12 protein-coding genes are annotated in these 20,089 nt (G+C 72.7%); 9 read left to right on the forward strand and 3 right to left on the reverse strand.

The window, feature by feature from the left end; translation table 11 throughout:
* Positions 1–87: 87 nt before the first annotated feature.
* Positions 88–5,919, reverse strand: coding sequence for an Ig-like domain-containing alpha-2-macroglobulin family protein (locus O0S08_RS29055; protein ID WP_269032592.1), 5,832 nt, complete (start codon positions 5,917–5,919; stop codon positions 88–90).
* Positions 5,920–6,169: 250 nt separating this feature from the next.
* On the opposite strand from O0S08_RS29055, the gene O0S08_RS29060 reads away from it, so the two are divergent.
* The 8 genes from O0S08_RS29060 (at position 6,170) to O0S08_RS29095 (ending at position 15,814) form a co-directional block, all read left to right on the forward strand.
* The gene (locus tag O0S08_RS29060; RefSeq protein ID WP_269032593.1) at positions 6,170–6,577 is read left to right on the forward strand and encodes a con-10 family general stress protein; all 408 of its coding nucleotides are present in this window, start codon (positions 6,170–6,172) and stop codon (positions 6,575–6,577) included.
* Positions 6,578–6,681: 104 nt separating this feature from the next.
* Positions 6,682–7,989, forward strand: a complete 1,308-nt coding sequence (locus O0S08_RS29065; protein WP_269032594.1) for a putative porin — start codon at positions 6,682–6,684, stop codon at positions 7,987–7,989.
* A gap of 248 nt (positions 7,990–8,237) precedes the next feature.
* Positions 8,238–9,095: a hypothetical protein gene (locus O0S08_RS29070; protein WP_269032595.1), complete on the forward strand. Its 858-nt coding sequence runs from the start codon at positions 8,238–8,240 to the stop codon at positions 9,093–9,095.
* A 95-nt stretch (positions 9,096–9,190) separates the two neighbouring features.
* Complete coding sequence (locus O0S08_RS29075; RefSeq protein ID WP_269032596.1) at positions 9,191–11,020, forward strand: feruloyl-CoA synthase; 1,830 nt, start codon at positions 9,191–9,193, stop codon at positions 11,018–11,020.
* Between the two features lie 343 nt (positions 11,021–11,363).
* Positions 11,364–12,716: a sigma 54-interacting transcriptional regulator gene (locus O0S08_RS29080; RefSeq protein ID WP_269032597.1), complete on the forward strand. Its 1,353-nt coding sequence runs from the start codon at positions 11,364–11,366 to the stop codon at positions 12,714–12,716.
* A gap of 150 nt (positions 12,717–12,866) precedes the next feature.
* Positions 12,867–13,412: an inorganic diphosphatase gene (locus tag O0S08_RS29085; protein ID WP_269032598.1), complete on the forward strand. Its 546-nt coding sequence runs from the start codon at positions 12,867–12,869 to the stop codon at positions 13,410–13,412.
* Between the two features lie 204 nt (positions 13,413–13,616).
* Positions 13,617–14,453, forward strand: coding sequence for a hypothetical protein (locus O0S08_RS29090; protein ID WP_269032599.1), 837 nt, complete (start codon positions 13,617–13,619; stop codon positions 14,451–14,453).
* A gap of 407 nt (positions 14,454–14,860) precedes the next feature.
* On the forward strand, positions 14,861–15,814 hold the full coding sequence (locus tag O0S08_RS29095) for a DMT family transporter (protein WP_269032600.1): 954 nt from the start codon (positions 14,861–14,863) through the stop codon (positions 15,812–15,814).
* 194 nt (positions 15,815–16,008) lie between these two features.
* On the opposite strand, the gene O0S08_RS29100 is transcribed toward O0S08_RS29095, so the two are convergent.
* Both O0S08_RS29100 and O0S08_RS29105 read right to left on the reverse strand, forming a co-directional pair.
* Positions 16,009–16,509 carry a hypothetical protein gene (locus O0S08_RS29100; protein WP_269032601.1) on the reverse strand — a complete coding sequence of 167 codons (501 nt, stop codon included), beginning with the start codon at positions 16,507–16,509 and terminating at the stop codon, positions 16,009–16,011.
* A gap of 396 nt (positions 16,510–16,905) precedes the next feature.
* A complete protein-coding gene (locus O0S08_RS29105) occupies positions 16,906–18,201 on the reverse strand; it encodes a hypothetical protein (RefSeq protein ID WP_269032602.1) in 1,296 nt (431 codons plus the stop codon).
* A 40-nt stretch (positions 18,202–18,241) separates the two neighbouring features.
* Between O0S08_RS29105 and O0S08_RS29110 the strand changes: the two genes are divergently transcribed.
* On the forward strand, positions 18,242–19,990 hold the full coding sequence (locus O0S08_RS29110; RefSeq protein WP_269032603.1) for a TrkH family potassium uptake protein: 1,749 nt from the start codon (positions 18,242–18,244) through the stop codon (positions 19,988–19,990).
* Positions 19,991–20,089 lie beyond the last annotated feature (99 nt).

Raw genomic sequence — 20,089 nt, forward strand, 5'->3', positions numbered from 1 at the left:
TCGCCCGTCTACCTCGAGCGCGCGGGGCCGACAAGCGCCGTTCGCCGGCCGTCTGCGGCCGGCGAGGCGTCTTGAGGGATCCAGGCCTCAGCGCACCGTCACGCGCGCGCCCTCCGAGCGGCCCCACACCTCGGGCATGTACATGGCCTCGGCGTGGGCCGGCGGCAGCGAGAACTCGCCGCGGCCGGTCGCGCGCAGGAACACAGTGTGGTGATGTGTCCCCGGGGGCAGGTCGTCGGCGAACACCACCACGCGATCGCTGCGCAGCTCCTCGAACGACGCCCACCAGCCGCGCGAGCCGGACAGCCTGGCGGCCGCCTGGCCCTTGCCGACGTTCTGCTGGACCGCCTCGAGCCCGGCCGGCAACGGGACCTCGATCGCTACGTAGCGGATCCGCGTGCGCGCGCTCAGCGTCAGGTCGATCGCCACGGCGTCGCCTATCGCTATCGGTCGCCCGCGCAGCGCCCCATCGGCGAGCCGCAGCTCGCGGCCGATCTCGAGCCCGTGCGCGCGCGCCGGCGGGTTCGGCTCGGCCGACGCCCACTCGGCCCCGAGCCGGTAGTACATGCGGCCCTGGCCCTGGCGCTGGAGGACCACGGTCAGCGGCGCGGCCGTCGTCACCGGCTTGTCGGCGCTCGCCGGCTTGAGGATGTCGGGCATCTTCGCGGTCGCCTCCTGGCCCTTGAGGTCGCGACCGAGGAAGCTGGCCTCGAAGACAGGTTTCGTCCCGACCCACGCGCGGCCGACGAAGTCGGGCGGCTCGGCCTCGCGGACGCGGGCGTAGTCGGTGATGGCGACCAGCGCGTAGGCGTTCTCCTGGGTGTTGCGCCACGCGCCGCCGATCCGCCGCTCGAGCAGGCCGCGGGCCAGCTTCTCGATCACCGCGTGCTCGGGCCGGACCCGCAGCAGCGCCGAGAGGATGATCGCGTCGCTGCGGCCGTCGGAGTGGAAGTACTGGCCGCCGGACCAGTCCTCGCGCTCGATCACGTGCGCAGTGGCCGGCAGCTCCTCGAGGTCGGCCAGCAGCTCCTGCGTCAACGTCGCCACCTCGGGCCGCTGCGGATCGCCGCGGTGCATCGCCATCAGCAGGAACGCGCGGGCGTAGGCCGGCAGATCGGCGCGGCGGACGAACAGCGCGTCGACGTGCTCGCGGTGATGATGGTCGGCCTCGGCCAGCACGTGCAGCGCCAGCGCGTGGCGCTCGAGCTCGCCGCGCCACCGCTGCAGCTGGTCCACCGGCGGCAGGCGGGACTCGAGGTCCGCGAGCGCCCGCTCGAGCGCGCGGGCGGGCACCGGGTGACCGGCCCGCGCCGCCAGGCCGAGCACCCACGTCGCGTAGCCGCTGGCGTACGGGTGCACGTCGGTGCCGCCGGGCCAGTAGGCGAACCCGCCGGTGCCGGTCTGCATCGACAGGATCCGCTCGACCCCCGCCTTGACGAACACCTGCGGGTCCTCGCGCAGCCCCAGCGGGTACGTCGAGTGCAGCGCCAGCAGCGAGACCACCGGCAGCAGTCGGCTCGCGGTCTGCTCGACGCAGCCGTACGGATACGTGAGCAGCGCGTCGGCGGCGTCCTCGAGCCCGCCGAGCAGGCTCGAGCTGGCCGACACCGACACCCCGCCGACGTCGGGCCGCACCGCGCCGGGCATCACCACCGGGATGGCGATCGCGCGGTCGTCGGCCAGGCTGCCGTACATCGCCACCTTCTCGGTCAGGGTGCGCTCGGGCGCGACCGGCAGCGCCAGCTTGATCGCGTCGCGGCCCGCGTCGCCCGCCCCCGCCCGCAGCGCCGCCCGCAGCTCGAGCTTGGCCTCGCCGGCCGCGTCGGCGCGGATCGTGAACGGGATCCGCACCTGCCCGCCGGCCGGGACCTCGACCTCGGCTGTCTTCTCAGACATGGCCACAAGGTCCTGTCCCTTCGTACCTGCATCATCGTGCAGCACCAGCTCGACCCGGGCCCGGCCGTCGACCGCGGTGAAGTTCTGCACGATCGCCGCGACCTCGGCCGCGTCGCCCGGGCGGAGCTGGCGCGGCGCGGCGGCGCGGACGATGAACGGCGTGGTCACGGTGGTGCGCGCGTCGCCGTGGCCGAAGCGGCCCGGCGCCGACTGGTCGGCCAGGCGCGCCGAGGCCAGGGCGAAGATCCGGAACGTCGTCAGGTTCTCGGGCAGCTGCGCCTTGGTGCGCGCCACCCCGTCGGCCCCGGCCGCGAGGTCGGCGAGGAACACCGGCGTGGTCTCGAACCGCTCGCGCGCCGCCGGGATCCCGGCGACCGAGCCCCCCATCACGGCGCCGCCGTGGCTGCTGCCGCCGGCGCCGTAGCCGTAGCCGTGGCCGTAGCCCCACAGGCCCGACAGCCACGGATCGTCGCGGACCGGCGTGTACGGCCACAGCACCGCGCGGTAGTCGTCGTACGAGCTGGTGCCGGCGTCGCCCCCGGGGAGGAAGCTCGGCAGCAGGTCGGGGAGCTCGTAGCCGGTCAACGCCAGCACCGCCTCGTCGACCGCCCACAGCGCCACGCGGCCCGCGACCGGCTCGCCGGCGGCGTCGCGCACGAACGCGGCCAGCTCGATCTTGTCGCCGGGCCCGGCCTTGGCCGGCGCCTCGACCCGCACCTGCAGCCGCCGGTGCTCGGCGGCCTGCGTCACGGTCGCCCGCGTGTTCTGCACCTCGGGCCGCTCGGGCCGCCGCTTGGGATCGATCGGCGCGACCACGAACGCGCGCAGGTGGACCTGCGGGGTCCAGCTGTCGTCGGCGGTGAAGCGGAAGCTCGCGGTGCCGACGTCGGCGCCGTCGAACGCGAACGGCTGGAACTCGCGCAGGCCCTTGCGATCGAGCACGAGCACGCCGCGCCCGCCCTTCCACGGCGCGTGCACTGCGACGTCCACGGTCTCGCCCGGGGTCACCTGCTGCGCGCTGGCCTCGATCGACAGCGTCTTCGGCTGCGGCGTCGGGGTCCACTTGGGCCGAGGCGCCCCCGACACCCAGAAGTGCCCCTCGGTCGCGACGTCCCGCCTGTCGGCCGTGCGCACCTCGACGCGCAGCTGGTAGTGGCCCTCCTTGAGCGGCGGCAGGTCGCAGCGGACGTCGTCGCCCTCGGCCGCGATCGCCAGCTCGCAGGTCTTGATCCGCTCGGTCTTGTCGACGGTCCCGTCGAACACCATGCGCCCGCCCTCGGCGCGCTCCTGCACCTCCGACCATGTCCTTTCGACCAGGACCTTCGCGCCAGCCACGGCCACCCGCTGGCCGGCGATGCCGACCGCGCGGATCGGGACGCCGACGCGATCGCCGGCGCGGCGGTAGCCGGGGGGCAGCGCCAGCGCCAGGTAGAAGTCGGCCGGGTGGACCTGGACCTGCGTCTCGGCGCCGATCGCCTGGTTGCTGGCGTCGCGGACCTCGGCGCTGATCGAGCAGCTGTGCGGGTACAAGGGCGAGCCGAGGTCGAGCGGGACCGCGGCCTCGAGGAAGCCCGGCTTGGCCGCCGGATCGGGCGACGTGCCGGTGCGCGGTCCGGCCGGCGCGCGGACGTTGTAGGGGATCGGCGTGCCGACCGCCCAGCTCGAATCGAGCCCGGGCGGGCGCCAGCGGTGCGGGCTGCAGCTGGCTCGATGCGTCATGTGCACGATCGGCACCGCCCCGCCGAAGTAGTAGTTGGCGGCCACGCGCAGGCCGGCCTTGTCGCCGGCCAGCACGTCCGGCGCGGCGACGCTGGCCGTGACCTGGAACTCGGGCACCCGGTAGTCCTCGACCTTGACGGTCGCCCGCGCCTCGGCGCCGAGAACCGTCGCGGTCAGGTGGTACGAGCCCAGCGCGGCCTCGGCCGGCAGCTCGAGCTCGGCCCAGTACTTGCCCTCGGAGGTGGTCTTGACCGTGCGGGTCGCCACCTCGCCGCCGCGCGGGTCGGTGAGGACGAACTTCGCCTCTGTCTTTTGGGCCAGGTGCTTCAGGCCGCTCTTGCGGTGCGGCGTCTCGATCGCGGCCCAGGCGACCACCTTGACCTTCTCGCCCGGGCGGTAGGCCCCGCGGTCGGGGACGATGCGGGCGATCACCCGCTCGTGCGGCGCGAGGTCGGCCTTCAAGCTCTCGGCGGCGGGCACCTCGCCGGCGGCGATGGCAGTGCGGTCGCCGGCGGCCGGATCGACGATCACCAGCCGCTGCGCCTGCGAGCCCTCGCCGGCCTTGACGACACCTTTGGCCATGTACTCCGAGACAGGTGGCAGCGCGAGCAGGCCGTTCGCGTCGGTCGTGCCGAGCGCGCGCGTCGTCAGCTTTTCGTCGACCGTCACCAGCCGCGCCACCGCGGCCCCGGCCACCGGCGTGCTGTCGGACAGGCGCAGCACCTGGACCACCGCGCGGGTCGGCGAGTCGATCACCACCGGCCCGAGGTCGGTCACGCGGTACAGCCCGCGCACCGCGTCGGGCCGCCCGCGGTGCGCGTTGGCCGTGAGCTCTCCGGGCGACACCTCGACCAGCACCGCCCCGCGCTTGCCGCCGACGAGCTCGCCGACGTCGAGCGCGATCGAGGCCCAGCCGCCTGCCCCCTTCGGCTCGAGCGCGATCGTCCGCTCGGTCGCGTCGGCGGGCACCGGCAGGCCCTGCCACGCCTGCCGCGCCAGCTCGAGCTCGTCGACCACCGCCGCGCGCACCCGCACCGATTTGAGGAAGCGCGCCTCGATCCCGACGGTCTGCTTGCGCCCCGGCAGCAGCGTGCCGTGCTCGCTCGACAGCGACAGCTCGGGCCGGCGCTCGAACACCACCGAGCGCTTGAACCCGCCGGGGAGCGTCTGGCCGTAGATGTCCCGCAGGCCAGGTGCGATCGAGACCGTGTACGTGGTGCCGGGCACGAACTGCCCGAGGATCTCGATGTCGGTCCCGCCCGACTCGCCGTACGCGTCCGAGACCTCGATGTTCAACGACTTCGGCCGCGGGCTGATCGAGACCTGCTTCGCCTGGGCCTCGCGCACCGGGTTGCGCAGGCCGATGTGGATCGGCTCGAGCCCGCAGCGGGTCGCCTCGCCGCACGGCAGCGAGACCACCGCCTGCGGGCTGTATGTCTCGAAGGACATCTCCCACGGCGTGTCGAGCGGCAGCTTGCCGCGGCGGCCGACCAGGCCCGGTGTGACGGCCAGCACCACCTCGCTGTCGCCCGGCCACAGGCCCTGCGCGCGCACCGTGTAGTGGCGCCCGCGATCGTTGCGGCCGTCGTAGCCGTAGTATTCGGCCTCCTCACGCTCCGCGGCGGTGGATTCGCGGATCTGCAGCTGCACCGGCGCCGGCTTCGCATCTTCTCGAGCGAGCGGCCGTGCGGTCGCCGTGAGGTGCGCGCGGACCTCGGCGAGCGTCGTCGGGTGATCGAAGCTGACGACGAACGGCGTGTCACGGCGCGTGGCCGGCAAATCCCGCTGGTAGCGGTGGAGCGGCTCGGCCCCGACCGCCTGCGGCCTGGGCGTCTCGAACGTCCACTCGACCCCCTGGGCCAGCCGCTGACCGTCGAGTCCGACCAGGCCGGGGGCGAGGCGCGCGGTGTAGGTCGTGGCGTCCTGCAGCTCGTCGTCCGGGTAGAACACCAGCAGGTCGGGGGTCTGGAACGCCGCCGTGCCCGGGATCGGCGGGTCGAAGGAGAGGAAGCGGGAGACGTCGGCGATCGGCTCGCTGCCGAGCGCGACCACCGGTTGGTTGAAGCGCACCTTGATCGCGGCGCCGCCCGCGGTCCTTCCCTGCGGCGAGTAGTCGGCGACGGCGAGGGGTGCGCCCGCGGGGACCTGCGGCGGCGCACCCGGACGATCGACGAGGGCCGCGGGATCGAAGGCCGCGAGCATGTCCGCGTCGGGCAGCGAGGGCTCGGGATCCGCCGGGCCGGAGTTCTTGCACGCGAGCAGCGCGGCGACGAGGGCGGCGGACGACGAGATGCGCGGGGTCATACGAGGCCGCCCTGAGACGGCTCGAATCGGCGAATGTTCCCGGACGCGCGGACCCGCGACACGCACCTTCGGACATGTCGAAAAGGACAGTTGATTCGGCCGTCCGCGAGCCGGCGAACCCGCCGCCGGGCGGCCACACCGCTGCACTTGCGGCTGGGTCAACATCGCACACGCTGCGAGTCGACCCGCGAGGGGCGAGACCATCGGCCTGTCCGGCCGCGCCCCCTCGCTATGCGCAGGAGTAAAAGCGATGTCGAGCAATCGAGGTAAGGGCCGCGGCGACGCCCGCGGATTCGCAGGTATGGACCCGGACAGGCAGCGCGTGATCGCCAGCCGCGGCGGCGAGACCGTCAGCCAGGACCGGCAGCACATGGCGACCATCGGCCGGCGAGGCGGAGCCGCGGTCAGTCAGAACCGCGAGTACATGGCGATGATCGGCCGCCGCGGCGGCGAGGCCGTCAGCCAGAACCGCGAGCACATGGCGATGATCGGCCGTCGCGGCGGCGAGACCGTCAGCCAGGACCGCGAGCACATGGCCGAGATCGGCCGCGAGGGCGGGCACCACTCGCACGGCAACGGCAGCCCGACCCATAGCGTACGCGAGCACGAGGACGAGCCGCACGAGCCGGAGGCGCAGGACAGCGGATCTGGCCTTTAGGCCATATCACTGCGACGAGGCCGCGATCGCGGCCGCGAAAGCGCACATGTTAAGTGAAAGCTTGACACGCGCGCGCCGCTTCGGGCTTCATTCCGGCAGCCCGCATGCGTCCCCTCGCTCTGCTCCGGTACGCCGCCGCGCTACTCGTGCTCGTCACCGGCGGGCGGGCGTGGGCCAACCCGCCGGCGCCGGTGCTGCCGAAGCCGAGCGGGCCGCCGCCGCCGCCGCCCGCGTGGATGCCCGCGGGCGAGGCCGGGCGTCAGGCCGAGGTGCCGGTCGGCAAGGCGCTGTGGCGACCCGGCAAGGGCATCGAGCTGGCCACCGAGGATCGCCGCTTCACCATCAACTTCAACATGTGGGCCCAGCTGCTGGCCACTGTCCGGCGCGAGGCCATCCCCGCCGCCGGCATGGAGCCCTGGTCGAGCAGCCTCGAGTTCAGGCGTGCGCGCCTGATCCTCTCCGGCAACATCTTCAGCCCGTACGTCGGCTACTACGTGCACCTGATGTTCGCGCCGAAGGACCTCGGGTTCAAGGACGGCACGCCGCGGCGCCCGCCGATCTTCCAGTGGTACACGACGTGGACCCGCTACCGCCACGCCAACGTCCAGGCCGGCTTCTTCTTCGTGCCGTACGCGCGCCAGCGCATGGCGCCGCTGGCCAAGCTGCAGATGGTCGACAACTCGTCGGCCAGCTACGAGTTCACGCTCGACCAGGACATCGGCGTGCAGGTGAGCTCGCCCGACGTCGCCGGCCTCGGCAAGCTGCGCTACTTCGCCGGCGTCTTCATGGGCGAGGGCTACGACTACTACAAGGCCAGTGACTTCGGCCTGACGTACATGGCCCGCGTCGACTACCTGCCCTTCGGCATGTTCGACGACTACAGCGAGGCCGACTTCGAGCGCAAGGCCACCCCGCGCCTCGCCATCGGCGCCGCTTACGCCTTCAGCGACCGCGACCACCGCACCCGCGCCATCAGCGGCACCGCCTTCGCCGACGGCGGCACCATGCGCAGCAACAACGTGACCGTCGACGCCATGTTCAAGATCGCCGGCATGTCGCTGCTGCTCGACTTCTACTGGCGGCAGGGCTGGCGCCTGCCGGGTGACGCAAAGGACATGTTCGGAGAGCCAGTCGCCGTCGAGGCCGCCCGCAACGGCGTCGGCTGGACGGCGCAGATGGGCCTCTTCATCCCGCGCACCCGCCTCGAGCTCACCGCCCGCTCGTCCGGCGTGCGCCCGTCGCGGCGCACCGAGACCAGCCTGGGTCGCCTCGACGAGTACGGCGCCGGCCTCAACTATTACTTCTACCGCCACTCGCTCAAGCTGCAGTTCGACTACTTCCGCCAGTACGGCCCGGGCCTGCCCGCCGGCGTCGCCGACCAGATGCGGCTGCAGCTGCAGGCCGGCTTCTAGCGCGACCGCGGCGTCTCGAGCGATCCGCCACGCCAGGCCGCGTCACTCGCCGGAGGAGCGAGATGCTTCCTCGCCTCGCCGCTCCGGCCCGACGGCTCGCCACCGCAGGACCCCGCGAGACGCCCCGGTCGCGGCGCGAGCGAGCGGCCGTCCGCTCGTCCCGTTCGCCGCCGGCGGCAGGCCTCGCAGCCACGGGCGCGATCGGGCGGCCGCGGGCGGCGAGCCGGACATGGTATCGTGCCGCGGCCATGAGGTCCGTCCCGCTCGCGCTGTTCGTCTCGTTCCTCGTCGGCTGCGGCGGCGAAGCCCCGCCTCCTGCCCCGGCCCCGGCCCCCGCCCCCGCGCCGGCCCCCGCCCCCGCGCCCGAACCTCCCCCGCCGCCGACCGGCCGCGCGTTGCTGGTCGCCAGCGAATTCGGCCTCTCGCCGCTCGCCTGCTTCCTCGACGCGAGCAAACAATTCGCCGGCGGCGCCGACTGCCTCGATCTCGCCCCCGTCGGCGCCGAGGTGTGGTTGATGAGCGGCGCGGCCGCGAAGGTCGTGGGCCGCGCAGTCGCTGCCTGTCCCGGGGTCACCACACCCGAGCCCACGCTCGTGATCGACGCCCCAGGCGAGGCCCTTCGCGGCGACGCCGTCGTCCCGGCGGGCCTCAAGGACGCGCTGATCTACGTCACGCCGACCCCGCCGCCCGAGGTCGACCGCGACGCGCCCAAGGAGCTGCGGGCGCGGATCGCCGAGGCCATCGGCGCCGCTGCACCTGGCCTCAAGGCCATCAAGCCGCGCATCGATCAGCGCGCCAGCCTCGACCTCGACGGCGACGGCGTCCCCGACGAGGTCGTCGCCGCGGTCGTCCCCGATCCCAAGGACGCCGAGGCCGATTTCCGCTTCAGCGGCCTGTTCCTCGTCCCGCCCGCCGGCGCCCCGGTGCTGCTGCGCTCGCGCGCCGACACCCGCGAGCGCTACGCCCTGCTCGGCGCCCTCGACCTCGACGGCGACGGCCCGCGCGAGCTCTACCTCAACACCTACGGCGACGACGCCTTCTCGCTGTCGCTCGAGGCTCGCGGCCCCGACGGCCTCCAGACCCTCGGCCGCTGGGCCTGCGGCTGAGCCCTCCTCCCTTGTCCTCGAGGACATGTCCTTCCGGAAATGTCCTCTTGAACATGTCACTTCCACCACCTTCGAACCGCCCGCGCCGAGGAGCCATGACCGACGACCCGAAGCCCCTGTCCCTCGCGCTCGCGCCCGCCGAGGTCGTCGTCACCTACCGCGAGGGCGGCGTCCTCGAGCTGCGCTCGCCGCAGCCGCTGCGGCCGTACCCGGCGACGCTGGCGGCCGCGCTGCGCCGCTGGGCCGACGAGGCGCCCGAGCGGGTGCTGTTCGGCGAGCGCCGCGACGGGCAGCTGTTCGAGCTGACCTACGGCGAGGCGTGGGCGAAGATCCGCCGGCTCGGCGCGGCCCTGCTGGCGCGCGGGCTCACGGCCGCGCGCCCGCTGCTGCTGCTGTCCGACAACAGCGTCGACAACGCCCTGCTGCAGCTGGCGGCCATGTACGTCGGCGTGCCGGCGGTCCCCGTCTCGCCGGCCTACAGCCTGGTCTCGCAGGACCTCGAGAACCTGCGCCACATCGCCGCCCAGGTCGAGCCCGGCCTGGTGTTCGCCACCGACGGCGCCCGCTTCGCCCGCGCGCTCACGGCCGTCGGCGCCCCGGCGGTGGTCGGCCGCGACCCGGGCTCCGCCCACGCTGTCCTTTCCGACCTGCTCTCCGAGACATGCTCCTTGGAGCACGCCGACGCCGCCCACGCCGCCACCGGCCCGGACACCGTGGCGAAGATCCTGTTCACCTCGGGCTCGACCAGCCGGCCCAAGGGCGTGATCAACACCCAGCGGATGCTGTGCTCGAACCAGCAGGCGATCGCCCAGTGCTGGCCGTTCCTGCGCGCGCACCCGCCGGTGCTGGTCGACTGGCTGCCGTGGCACCACACCTTCGGCGGCAACCACAACTTCAACATGGCGCTCTACCACGGCGGCTCGCTCTACGTCGACGAGGGCAAGCCGGCGCCCGGCCTCATCGAGCGCACCGTCGACAACCTGCGCGCGGTCCCGCCGACCCTCTACTTCAACGTCCCGCGCGGCTTCGAGGTGCTGCTGCCCTACCTCGAGCGCGACGAGGACCTGCGCGAGCGGTTCTTCTCGCGCCTCGACGTCATCTTCTACGCCGGCGCCGCCCTGCCGCCCAACCTGTGGGCCCGCCTGGCCGCGGTGGCCGACAAGGCCGGCGCGGCGGGGCGCGTGCTCATGACCTCGGCGTGGGGCTCGACCGAGACGTCGCCGCTCGTCACCAGCGTGCACTACCCGATCGACCACGCCGGCGTCATCGGCCTGCCCGCGCCCGGCTGCGAGCTCAAGCTGGTCCCGCGCGAGGGCAAGCTCGAGCTGCGGGTGCGCGGGCCCAACGTCACGCCCGGCTACCACCGCGAGCCCCGGCTGACCGCCGACGCCTTCGACGACGAGGGCTACTACTGCATCGGCGACGCCGGCCGCCTCGCCGACCCCGCCGACCCGCGCAAGGGCGTGGTCTTCGATGGCCGCGTCGCCGAGGACTTCAAGCTCACCAGCGGCACATGGGTCAGCGCCGGCGCCCTGCGGGTCGCCTTCATCGCCGCCGCCGCGCCGCTCGTGCAGGACGTCGTCGTCGCCGGCGAGGGCCGGGCCGCCGCCGGCGCGCTGGTGTTCCTGAACCCGGACGGCTGCCGCGCCATCGCCCCGGATGTCCCTGCGGACAGGTACGCCGCCGACCCGCGGATCCGGGCCCACCTGGCCGCCGCGCTGGCCGCCCACAACGCCGCCAACCCCGGCAGTAGCAGCCGCAAGCTCGCCGCCGCCGTCGTCCTCGCCGAGCCGCCCGCGATCGACGCCGGCGAGATCACCGACAAGGGTTATATCAATCAGCGCGCGGTCCTCCGCCGCCGCGCCGCCGACGTCGCCCGCCTCTACGCCAGCCCCCCGGACCCGGCCCGCATCGACCCGGCCTGAGCGACTGTCCTTGAAGACATGCCCTCGGGGCCAGCCTGGAAACATCGCGACCCAGAGTGCTGCCCCCAGGGACAGATAGCGACCTCGGCGGCTCCGCGAAAAAGGCGCGGATCGGGCTCACTCGCGAGCGACGCGCGAGGCGGCCGGCGCGGCGAGGACGAACGAGGCAGCGCGGATGGCGGGTCGCCGCACGTCTGCCGCGACCCCGGGAATTTCGAGCGGCGCCCCGCCACGCCGGCCGCATCGCTCGCCAGCCCGTCGGCTGCTCGAAATGCTCCCGCCGCGGCACTAGCCGGTCTGCGCGGCCGCATGGTACCTTGCGCGCCGGAGTCACCGTTCCGCAGTGAGCACTCCCCGCGAGAAACCGCTCGAGCCGACCGCCGCCGTCCCGCAGTTCTCCCGCACCTACCAGCGGCTCGGGCGCGTCAACCTGCGCGTCCTCGAGGGGCCCGATCGCGGCAAGGAGTTCCACGTCGACCTGTCCGATCGGCGGCTCATCACGGCCGGGCGCGACGAGGTCAACGACATCGTCCTGACCGACACCCACGTCAGCGGCAACCACTTCCAGATCGCCGTCACCCCGCGCGGCCTGTTGCTGCGCGACCTCGACAGCACCAACGGCGTCCACGTCGGCGACGTGCGCGTGCGTGAGGTCTGGCTGACGGCGCAGACCGTATTTCGCGCCGGCCAGTCGACCTTCCGCCTGCTCGGCACCGACGACGTCCAGATCGCGCTGCCGCTGATCGACCGCTTCGACGAGCTGTACGGCCGCAGCGCCGCCATGCGCGAGCTGTTCTCCACCCTCGAGCGGCTGGCCACCCGCGGCGATCGCCTGCGCGTGCTGATCGGCGGCGAGACCGGCACCGGCAAGGAGCTGGTCGCGCGCGCGCTGCATCACCGCTCGTCGCGGCGCGCCGGCCCGTTCATCGTCCAGGACTGCACCGCCATCCCGCGCGAGCTCGCCGAGGCCGTGCTGTTCGGCCACAGCAAGGGCGCCTTCACCGGGGCCGTCGGCGACCGCCCCGGCAGCTTCGAGGAGGCCGACGGCGGCACCATCTTCCTCGACGAGATCGGCGAGCTCCCGCTCGACCTGCAGAGCAAGCTGCTGCGCGTCATCCAGGAGGGCGAGGTCGTGCGGGTCGGCGAACGCAGCCCGCGCAAGGTCGACGTGCGGGTCCTGTGCGCCACCCACCGCGACCTGCGGGCGATGGTCGCCGAGGCCCGCTTCCGCCAGGACCTGTTCTTCCGGATCGCCGACGTGCGCGTCGAGGTCCCCAGCCTGCGCGAGCGCGAGGACGACGTCCTCCTGCTCGCCGAGCTGTTCCTGCGCCGCTGCGCCGGCGCCGGCGAGCCGCGCACCCTGTCGCAGTCGGCCCGCGCCGCGCTGCAGGCCCACACCTGGCCCGGCAACGTGCGCGAGCTGAAGAGCGTCATCGAGCGGGCCCACGTCATGGCCGACGGCCCCGAGATCACCGCCGACGATCTGTCGCTCGCGCCCGAGGCCAGCGCGCGCCGCGTCGTCGTCCACGACGGCCTCTTGCTGCTGCCGCACGACCGCGCCGTCGACGAGTTCGAGCGGCTCTACTTCACCAGCCTGCTCGCCCAACATCCGACCAAGGCCAAGGCCGCCCGGGCCGCCGAGATGTCGGGCGAGGGCCTGCGGCAGGCGCTCAAGCGGCTGCAGATCCGCGGCTGACGTCGGCGCGCGATCTCGCCGCGCTCCGCGCCGGAGCCGCGTGAGGCCGATCCTCCGCGGCGACGGCCTCGACGTCGCCGCGGCCTCGCGCGCGGCGATTCACGCGCGATTGCTTGACAGGCGGAGGGGGTCCGCACCACGCTCCGCGCGATGCATCCTTGGCACGACATCTATGTCGACGAAGGCCAGCTCCCCCACGTACCGGCGGTGATCGAGGTCCCGCAGGGCAGCAAGAACAAGTACGAGGTCGACAAGGAGACCGGCTTCCTCCGCCTCGACCGCGTGCTGTTCAGCGCGGTGCACTACCCCGCCAACTACGGCTTCATCCCGCGCACCTACTGCGACGACGGCGACGCCCTCGACATCCTGGTGCTGCAGCAGAGCCCGGTGCACCCGCTGTGCATCGTCACTGCCCGACCGATCGGCGTCATGCGCATGCGCGACGACAAGGGCATCGACGACAAGATCGTCGCCGTCAGCACCCACGATCCGTGGTTCAACGAGTACACCGACCAGTCGCAGCTGCCCCACCACGTCATGCGCGAGGTCCGGCGCTTCTTCGAGGACTACAAGATCCTCGAGAACAAGACCGTCGTCATCGACGACATCCTCGGCACCGCCGAGGCCCTGGTCGTCATCCGCGAGGCCTTCGAGCTGTACAAGCGGCTGCGCCGCGGCGAGCTCCACAACAAGTAGTCGCAAGAGACATGTCCTGCGGGACATGTTTTTCGCGCCAGCGCGTCGGGCCTCACGGCTTGGCGCGCTTTCGCGCGTCTACCCGCAAACGCCGACGATGCGTCTTGTATGTTTTAACGGAAATATTATCGAATGCATTGGTCGCTTTGGCCGTTTTTGACCACCCTCGTCGGCTGTACTCTCCAGCTTTCGCCCTCCGACGCCGTGTCCTCGACGTCGAGCGGGAACACGCCTGGCGCGAGCACCACGACCGGGACCACCACCACCGCGGGCACACCGACGACCGGTATCACCAGCACGACGACCGGCGCCGACGCCAGCAGCAGCGCCGCCTCGACCAGCGACGGCGGCAGCTTCCTCGCGCCGCCTCTCCCCGACGGCGGCGGGCCCGTCGATTGCGACGTGTTCGCCCAGGACTGTCCCGAAGGACAGAAGTGCGCCTGGTCCAGCTCGTACGAGCAAGGCAGCTTCTGTTTCCTGCTGGACCGGGATCCGCAGCAGCTCGGCGAGCCATGCACGTTCGTGCCCGACCCCGAGTACAGCTGGATCTCGGGCCAGGACGACTGCGACAAGTCCCTGATGTGCTGGCCGAACGGCGACGGCTACCACGGCCTGTGCGTGGCGATGTGCATGGGCAGCTACGAACAAACGCACTGCCCCGAGGGCTCGATATGCACCGGCGGTCGCACGCACTGGCACTGCGTCCAGGTGTGCGACCCGCTGGTGCAGGACTGTCCGCTCGGGTTCCGCTGCAGCCTGGAGTACGGGGCGTACGACTTCGCGTGCATCCCCGACTCCGCTCCTCCGCACGCCGGGCCCGGAGAGCCGTGCACGGGGGACCTGGACTGCGCTCCGTCGCTCGCCTGCATGAGCGCCAGCGACGTCCCGGGCTGCGCACCGGGCAGCTTCTGCTGCTCCAAGATCTGCGCCCTCGACGACCCCGCCTTCGATTGTGAGCTGCCCGGGCAGACCTGCCAGGACGTGAGCGACGAATACGGAGGGTGGCCCGCGGGGGGCGGCGCCTGCGCGCTGGAGCCGTAGGCGCCTGCCCTGCGCGGACCCGCCGGTCGGCGCGGCGAATCAGGGCACCCGCCGACGATGTCCGCACTGGCCGGACTCCGCTCATTCACTCGCCGACGATTCGCGCAGAGTGCCGCGATTCACCGGCGCCTCCGAAATGCGGGCACCTGTCCGGCGAGCTCTCCTGACAAATGGACGATTCGCCAGAGCGGCCGCTGCCCCCGGACGCGTCTGGCGGTGACGAACGTCCGCGAGCCGCTCGCGTCGGCGGCGCCGCCGGGCCACGATCGCCGCGCCACGCTTGCATCTGCGAGCGCTCGGTGAACGCGGACCGGTGACTCGTCGCGGACCTCGCTACGCCTGACGATCGCGCGTAGGCCTCGCGCCGACCTCGACCGGAACCACCGCGTCCGCTACCGTCTCGCCACTTGCAACCGACCTCCGGCCAGGACACCGCCAGGGCCGTCGCCGCCCTGCTCGTCGTGCAGCTGCTGTTCGGCACCCACTACAGCGCGGCGCGCGAGATCACCGCGTACCTCGACCCGATCGCCTGGACCGCGATCCGCCAGTTCGGCGGCGCCGTGCTCCTCGTCGGCGCCGCGCTGGTCCTGCGCAAGGCCTGGCCGCGGCGCGGCTGGGGTCTCCTCGGCGTGCTCGGCCTGCTCGGCGTGGTCCTGAACCAGCTGCTGTTCAACGCCGGCATCCAGCGCTCCACGGCCGTCCACGGCGCGCTGGTCATGGCCACGGTGCCGGCGCAGACGCTCGCGCTCGGCGTGCTGCTCGGGCAGGAGCGGCTGACCCGGCGCAAGCTCGTCAGCGTCGCGCTCGGGGCCGTCGGCATCGCCGCCCTGTTCGGCGTCGACCAGCTGGCCGTCGGGACAGGCGCCTGGCTGCGCACCCGCGACGGCCAGATCGCCGCCCGCTTCAGCGACACCGTCCTGTGCGGCGACCTCCTGATCTTCGGCAACGCCGCCGCCTACTCGGTGTTCCTCGCCCTGTCGAAGCGGGTGTCGGAGACGACCGACCCGCTGATCCTCTCGGCCGCGATCTACGCCTGCTCCTTGCCGATGATCGCCGTCGTCGGCGTGCCCGCGCTCCTCGCCGTCGACCTCGCCGCCGTCCCCGGCCACGTGTGGCTGCTCGGCGCGCTCGTCATCGTCGGCCCGACCGCCGTCGCCTACATCCTCAGCCTCTACGCCCTGCGCCGCCTGCCGACCTCGCTGGTCGGCCTGTTCATCAACGTCCAGTTCATCATCGCCGCCGCCACCGCCGCGATGTGGCACGGCGAGCGCCTCGACGACCGCACCGTGCTCGCCGCGGCGGCGGTGCTGCTCGGCCTGTCGCTGCGCTTCGTACCCGAGCGGAGGGCGCCACCGAGCTGAACTACGGGACATGCCCGATAGCGCATGTCACGCCGGACATGTCCCCTGCGGCATGTCCGCAAGTCCAGGACAGTACTGCGCGCTCGAGTCCGCGCGTCAGGGCCCAAAATTGGACGGCAAATTGGACGGGGGCGGCCCGAGCACCATTGCCCGGGCCGCCCTTGGTGCGCCTCGTCCAAAAACTGTGGGCTCGCTCAGGGCGTGGCGTCGGTCACCAGCTCGGCGAGGACCCGCGAAGGCCGCGGGCGGGCCGGGTGGACGCGGTCGCGCACGCACGACCTGGCGGCATTGCGACGAGCTGTCCACGGAGTCAGGTCGGGGGTGTTGGCGCCGGCTTCACGCGGCGGAGTGGCGGGGCGGGCCACCGCGGGGCTGTGCGCGAGCCCCGGGGCCTCTTGCCCTGGGCGGCCGCGCCAGGGCTTGCGCTTGCCCTTGCGGCCGGTGGTGCTAGCGGTCTCGGCCTTGGCGGCGACCTCGTTGCGACGGGCGAGGTACTTGGCGACGGCGATCGAGCGATGACACTCGCCGAGGGGTGCTGCGTGCCGTTGCCTGGGGAAGTTGCGAACACCGGGGCGGCCCGAGGGAGGAGCGGCTCCGAGCGTGCTGCTCGGCCGGGCGAGCGAGCGGAGCGGCTGAGGGGCCTGCGCAGTGTTGCCCAGAATCTTGGGGGGGCAGCGGCGGCTTCTCGTTCGCATCGGCTGTTTCATGGAGCAGCTTCCATGGTGACGCCGCGGTCGATTCCGCGAGCGGCTGTACGGCCGGACTATATGCACACTGGTTCGCTTTCGGTACTCGGAAAGCGCAGGCCGTCGCCGACCCCGCCGACACCGACCGCCGGGCCCGGCGAGGCGCCCGTCCCGGGGTGGACACCGATCCCACCCGATGCGCGCTAGCGTGCCCTGAAGGCACGAATTCGCCACAATTGGATCTGTGGATAAATCTGCCAGCAGAGATCGGTTTCGTCCTTCGGACAACTGTCACATTGTAGTTTTTGTAAGGGGCAACACAATCACGGCAGCAGCCGACGGCGCGTCTGCGCTCGTCCTCGCGTGGCGTGCAGCGGCTCACGGTGGATCACTCCCTCCTCCGGATCACCGACGGGGTGTCGCGGGCTGCGGGGCCTCCGCCAATGCGAGCGAGAACTCGAGCTCGGCCGGCGACACCGCGGCCGCGACGACGCGGGCCCGGTAGTCGACGCCGAGGATCTCGAACTCGATCGCGTCGGCGACCGACTCGCTGATCGTGAAGGTCTGACGGCCGAGTCCGGAGAACCACACCGCCGCGCGCACCCGCAGCGCGCCGGTCACCTCCTCGAGCGTGCCGTCGGCGACGTCCACCGCCAGCTCGCCGCCGCGGGCCCCGACCTTCGGCGTGCCGCCGAACGTGAGGCGGGCGCAGGTGCCCTCGGTGCTCCACGCGTGGACCTTGAGCGGCCGCTCGCCCGCCCGCCAGTCGACGCCGGCGACCAGCTCGCCGCGCGGGTCGGGGGCGCCGTCGCGGTTGTAGCGCTCGGGGATCTGGCCGCTGGCGATGGCCCGGTTGGCCAGCGCCGCCGCCACTCCGCCCGACATCCGCAGGCCGACCAGGCGGGCGTCGCTGCCCGCGGGGCGAGCTGTCCCCGAGGACAGGGCCGCGGCCGGCAGCGCCGCGTGGGCCCACAGCTCGAGGTCGGCCGCCCCGCTCTTCAGCTCGATCTTCGTCAGCGGGACGTCGCCGAGGTCGATCTCGACGTCGACCAGGTCGTCTGTCCCTTGGAGCAGGTTGTCGCGGATCTGCGGCCAGCGCCCGCCGACCAGCTCGCGCAGGAAGGTCTCGGCCAGCGCCTCGACCTGCTCGCGCCCGACCAGCGCGCGCGCGGCCCCGGGCACGATCGACAGCAAGAACTCGGCGAACCGCTTGCGCTCGGCCGGCGGCAGGCTCGGCCTCACCTCGCGCAGGTCGGCGGCGCCGAGGCGCAGGCGCACGCTGCCCTCGCGCGGGTCGAGGCGCGGCGCGATCACTGCGTCGAGCTCGAGCGCGGTGACCGGCTTGCCCTGGCTGGTGAGGGCCACGGTCACGCGCGCGCCCACGCTGCCGGCCGGGGCCGGGCGGAACGCGACGCTGCGGATCGCCACCGCGAGCGATCCGAGATCGACCGGACCGAGGTCGGGCAGCGGCAGCCGCACTTGTGGCATTCCGGCCAGCGAGCGCTGCACGCTCTGGCTCAGCGTCGCGTAGGGCACCGCCAGCGCCAGGTGCGGCCCGGGCGTGGCCGCGCGGCGGGTGAACGCGGCGCGGTCGGCCTGCACCTTGGAGCAGACCGAGCTCGCGCAGCCGGCGGGCGCGAGCAGCAGCGGGATCAGCGGGGCGAGGACGAGGCCGAGGCCGGGGGCGGGACGAGCGCGCATGTGGGCCCAGTCTATCGGTCTCGACAGGTATAGTGGCGCGGTGTCGATCGGCAGCGTCCTCGTCCTCCTCGTCGCCCTCGGGGTCGTGGCCCTCGATGTCGCCGTCGCCTCCTCCTGGACCGGCCTCGTCATCGTGTTCGGCATGGCCGGGGTCACCCTCGCGGTCGCCGAGGAGGTGAGGCAGATGATCTTCGCCCGCCGCAAGGCGGCCGGCATCGCCGGGGTGCTGTGGTTCGAGGTCTCGCTGCTCCTCGCCCTGCTCGGCTTCCTGCTCGCGCGCACCCTCGCGCTCACCGGCCAGTTCGGCGGCACCCTCGAAGCCAGCGGGGTCGCCGCCCTCAAGACCTACGACCTCGTGTTCGCCACTCTGGCCGCGGTCGCCGGCGGCCTGGTGATCGCCCCCGAGCGCACGGGACATGTCCTTTTAAACATGTCCCAGAGGCCAGCCATGATGCTGATCGGCAGCTTCGCCGCGATGATCCTGGTCGGCAGCCTGCTCCTGACCTTGCCGGTGTCGCTGACCGAGGCCGCGCACACCTCCTACGTCGACTCGCTGTTCACCATGGCCAGCGCGGTGTGCGTCACCGGCCTGACGGTCAACGACGTGCCGACGGTCTACACCCCGTTCGGCCAGGGCGTCATCCTCGCCGGCATCCAGCTCGGCGGCGTCGGCATCATGACCGTGGCCGCCCTGGCGCTGGCGTTCAGCAACAACAGCTCGCTGCAGAGCCAGCTGCAGTACGCCGCCATGCTCGACGCCCGCACCGTCGCCGACCTGCGCAAGATCGTCGTCGGCATCCTCGCCGGCACCTTCATCGTCGAGGCCATCGGCGCGCTCCTTCTGTGGTTCTTGCTGGTCGGCGACCCGCGCCTCGACGAGCACTCGGCGCTGTGGATGGCCGTGTTCCACTCGATCTCCGCCTTCTGCAACGCCGGCTTCTCGCTGTTCCCCGGCAGCATCACCCAGTTCGCCGGCGAGTTCGGGGTCCAGACGGTCATCATGGGCCTCATCATCCTCGGCGGCCTCGGCTTCCCGGTCATGGTCGAGCTGGTGCGCCACGGCTGGCGTCGCCTCGTCCGCCTCGTGAAGCCCTCCGCGCCGGCGCCCGCGCGCCTGTCGCTGACCACCCGCGTGGTCCTGTCGATGAGCCTCGCGCTGATCGTCGCCGGCACCGTCGCCATCTATGCGCTCGAGTTCTCGAACGCCCTGGTGCCCGCCTCGGAGCAGGGCTTCGGCCGCCGCTTCATGGCCGCCCTGTTCGCCTCGGTCAACACCCGCACCGCCGGCTTCAACTCCTACGACATGGCCGTCCTGCGCGACGCGACGATCCTCGTCACCTGCGCCCTGATGTTCATCGGCGGCTCGCCCGCCTCGACCGCCGGCGGCATCAAGACCACCACCTTCGCCACGGTCGTCGCCGCCCTGCGCGCCGAGCTGCGCGGCCGCGAGCCCGAGCTCGGCGGCCGCGCCATCGCCCCCGAGGTCCTGCGCAAGGCCACCGCGGTGCTGGTGATGATGAGCGGCATCGCCCTGTGCATCATCCTCCTGCTCACCCTCACCGAGGACCAGCCGTTCCTCAAGCTCTCGCTCGAGGCCATCTCGGCGCTGGCCACCGTCGGCCTGTCCACCGGCATCACCGGCTCGCTGACGGTCGCCGGCAAGTTGATCATCTCCGGCGCGATGTTCCTCGGCCGCGTCGGCCCCTTCACGATCGCCCTCGCCGTCGGCGAGAGCGCCGCGACGTCCCCGCGCTACCGCCTCGCCCGCGAGGACCTCCCGGTCGGCTGACGCCCCGCGAGCCCGCAGCGACCTCGCACGTCGATCATCGATTCTCACCCGGGCTCCCGCCCTCCGCGACCTCGTCAGCCCGCGTCGCGACCTCGCCGA

Source organism: Nannocystis punicea (genome assembly GCF_026965555.1).
In the GTDB taxonomy this organism is placed as follows: Bacteria; Myxococcota_A; Polyangia; order Nannocystales; family Nannocystaceae; genus Nannocystis; species Nannocystis punicea.

Coding starts and splice junctions, on each gene's coding strand:
- O0S08_RS29065 (WP_269032594.1), top strand. CDS start 6,682: ATGCGTCCCCTCGCTCTGCTCCGGTACGCCGCCGCGCTACTCGTGCTC.
- O0S08_RS29070 (WP_269032595.1), top strand. CDS start 8,238: ATGAGGTCCGTCCCGCTCGCGCTGTTCGTCTCGTTCCTCGTCGGCTGC.
- O0S08_RS29085 (WP_269032598.1), top strand. CDS start 12,867: ATGCATCCTTGGCACGACATCTATGTCGACGAAGGCCAGCTCCCCCAC.
- O0S08_RS29060 (WP_269032593.1), top strand. CDS start 6,170: ATGTCGAGCAATCGAGGTAAGGGCCGCGGCGACGCCCGCGGATTCGCA.
- O0S08_RS29100 (WP_269032601.1), bottom strand. CDS start 16,509: ATGCGAACGAGAAGCCGCCGCTGCCCCCCCAAGATTCTGGGCAACACT.
- O0S08_RS29075 (WP_269032596.1), top strand. CDS start 9,191: ATGACCGACGACCCGAAGCCCCTGTCCCTCGCGCTCGCGCCCGCCGAG.
- O0S08_RS29105 (WP_269032602.1), bottom strand. CDS start 18,201: ATGCGCGCTCGTCCCGCCCCCGGCCTCGGCCTCGTCCTCGCCCCGCTG.
- O0S08_RS29055 (WP_269032592.1), bottom strand. CDS start 5,919: ATGACCCCGCGCATCTCGTCGTCCGCCGCCCTCGTCGCCGCGCTGCTC.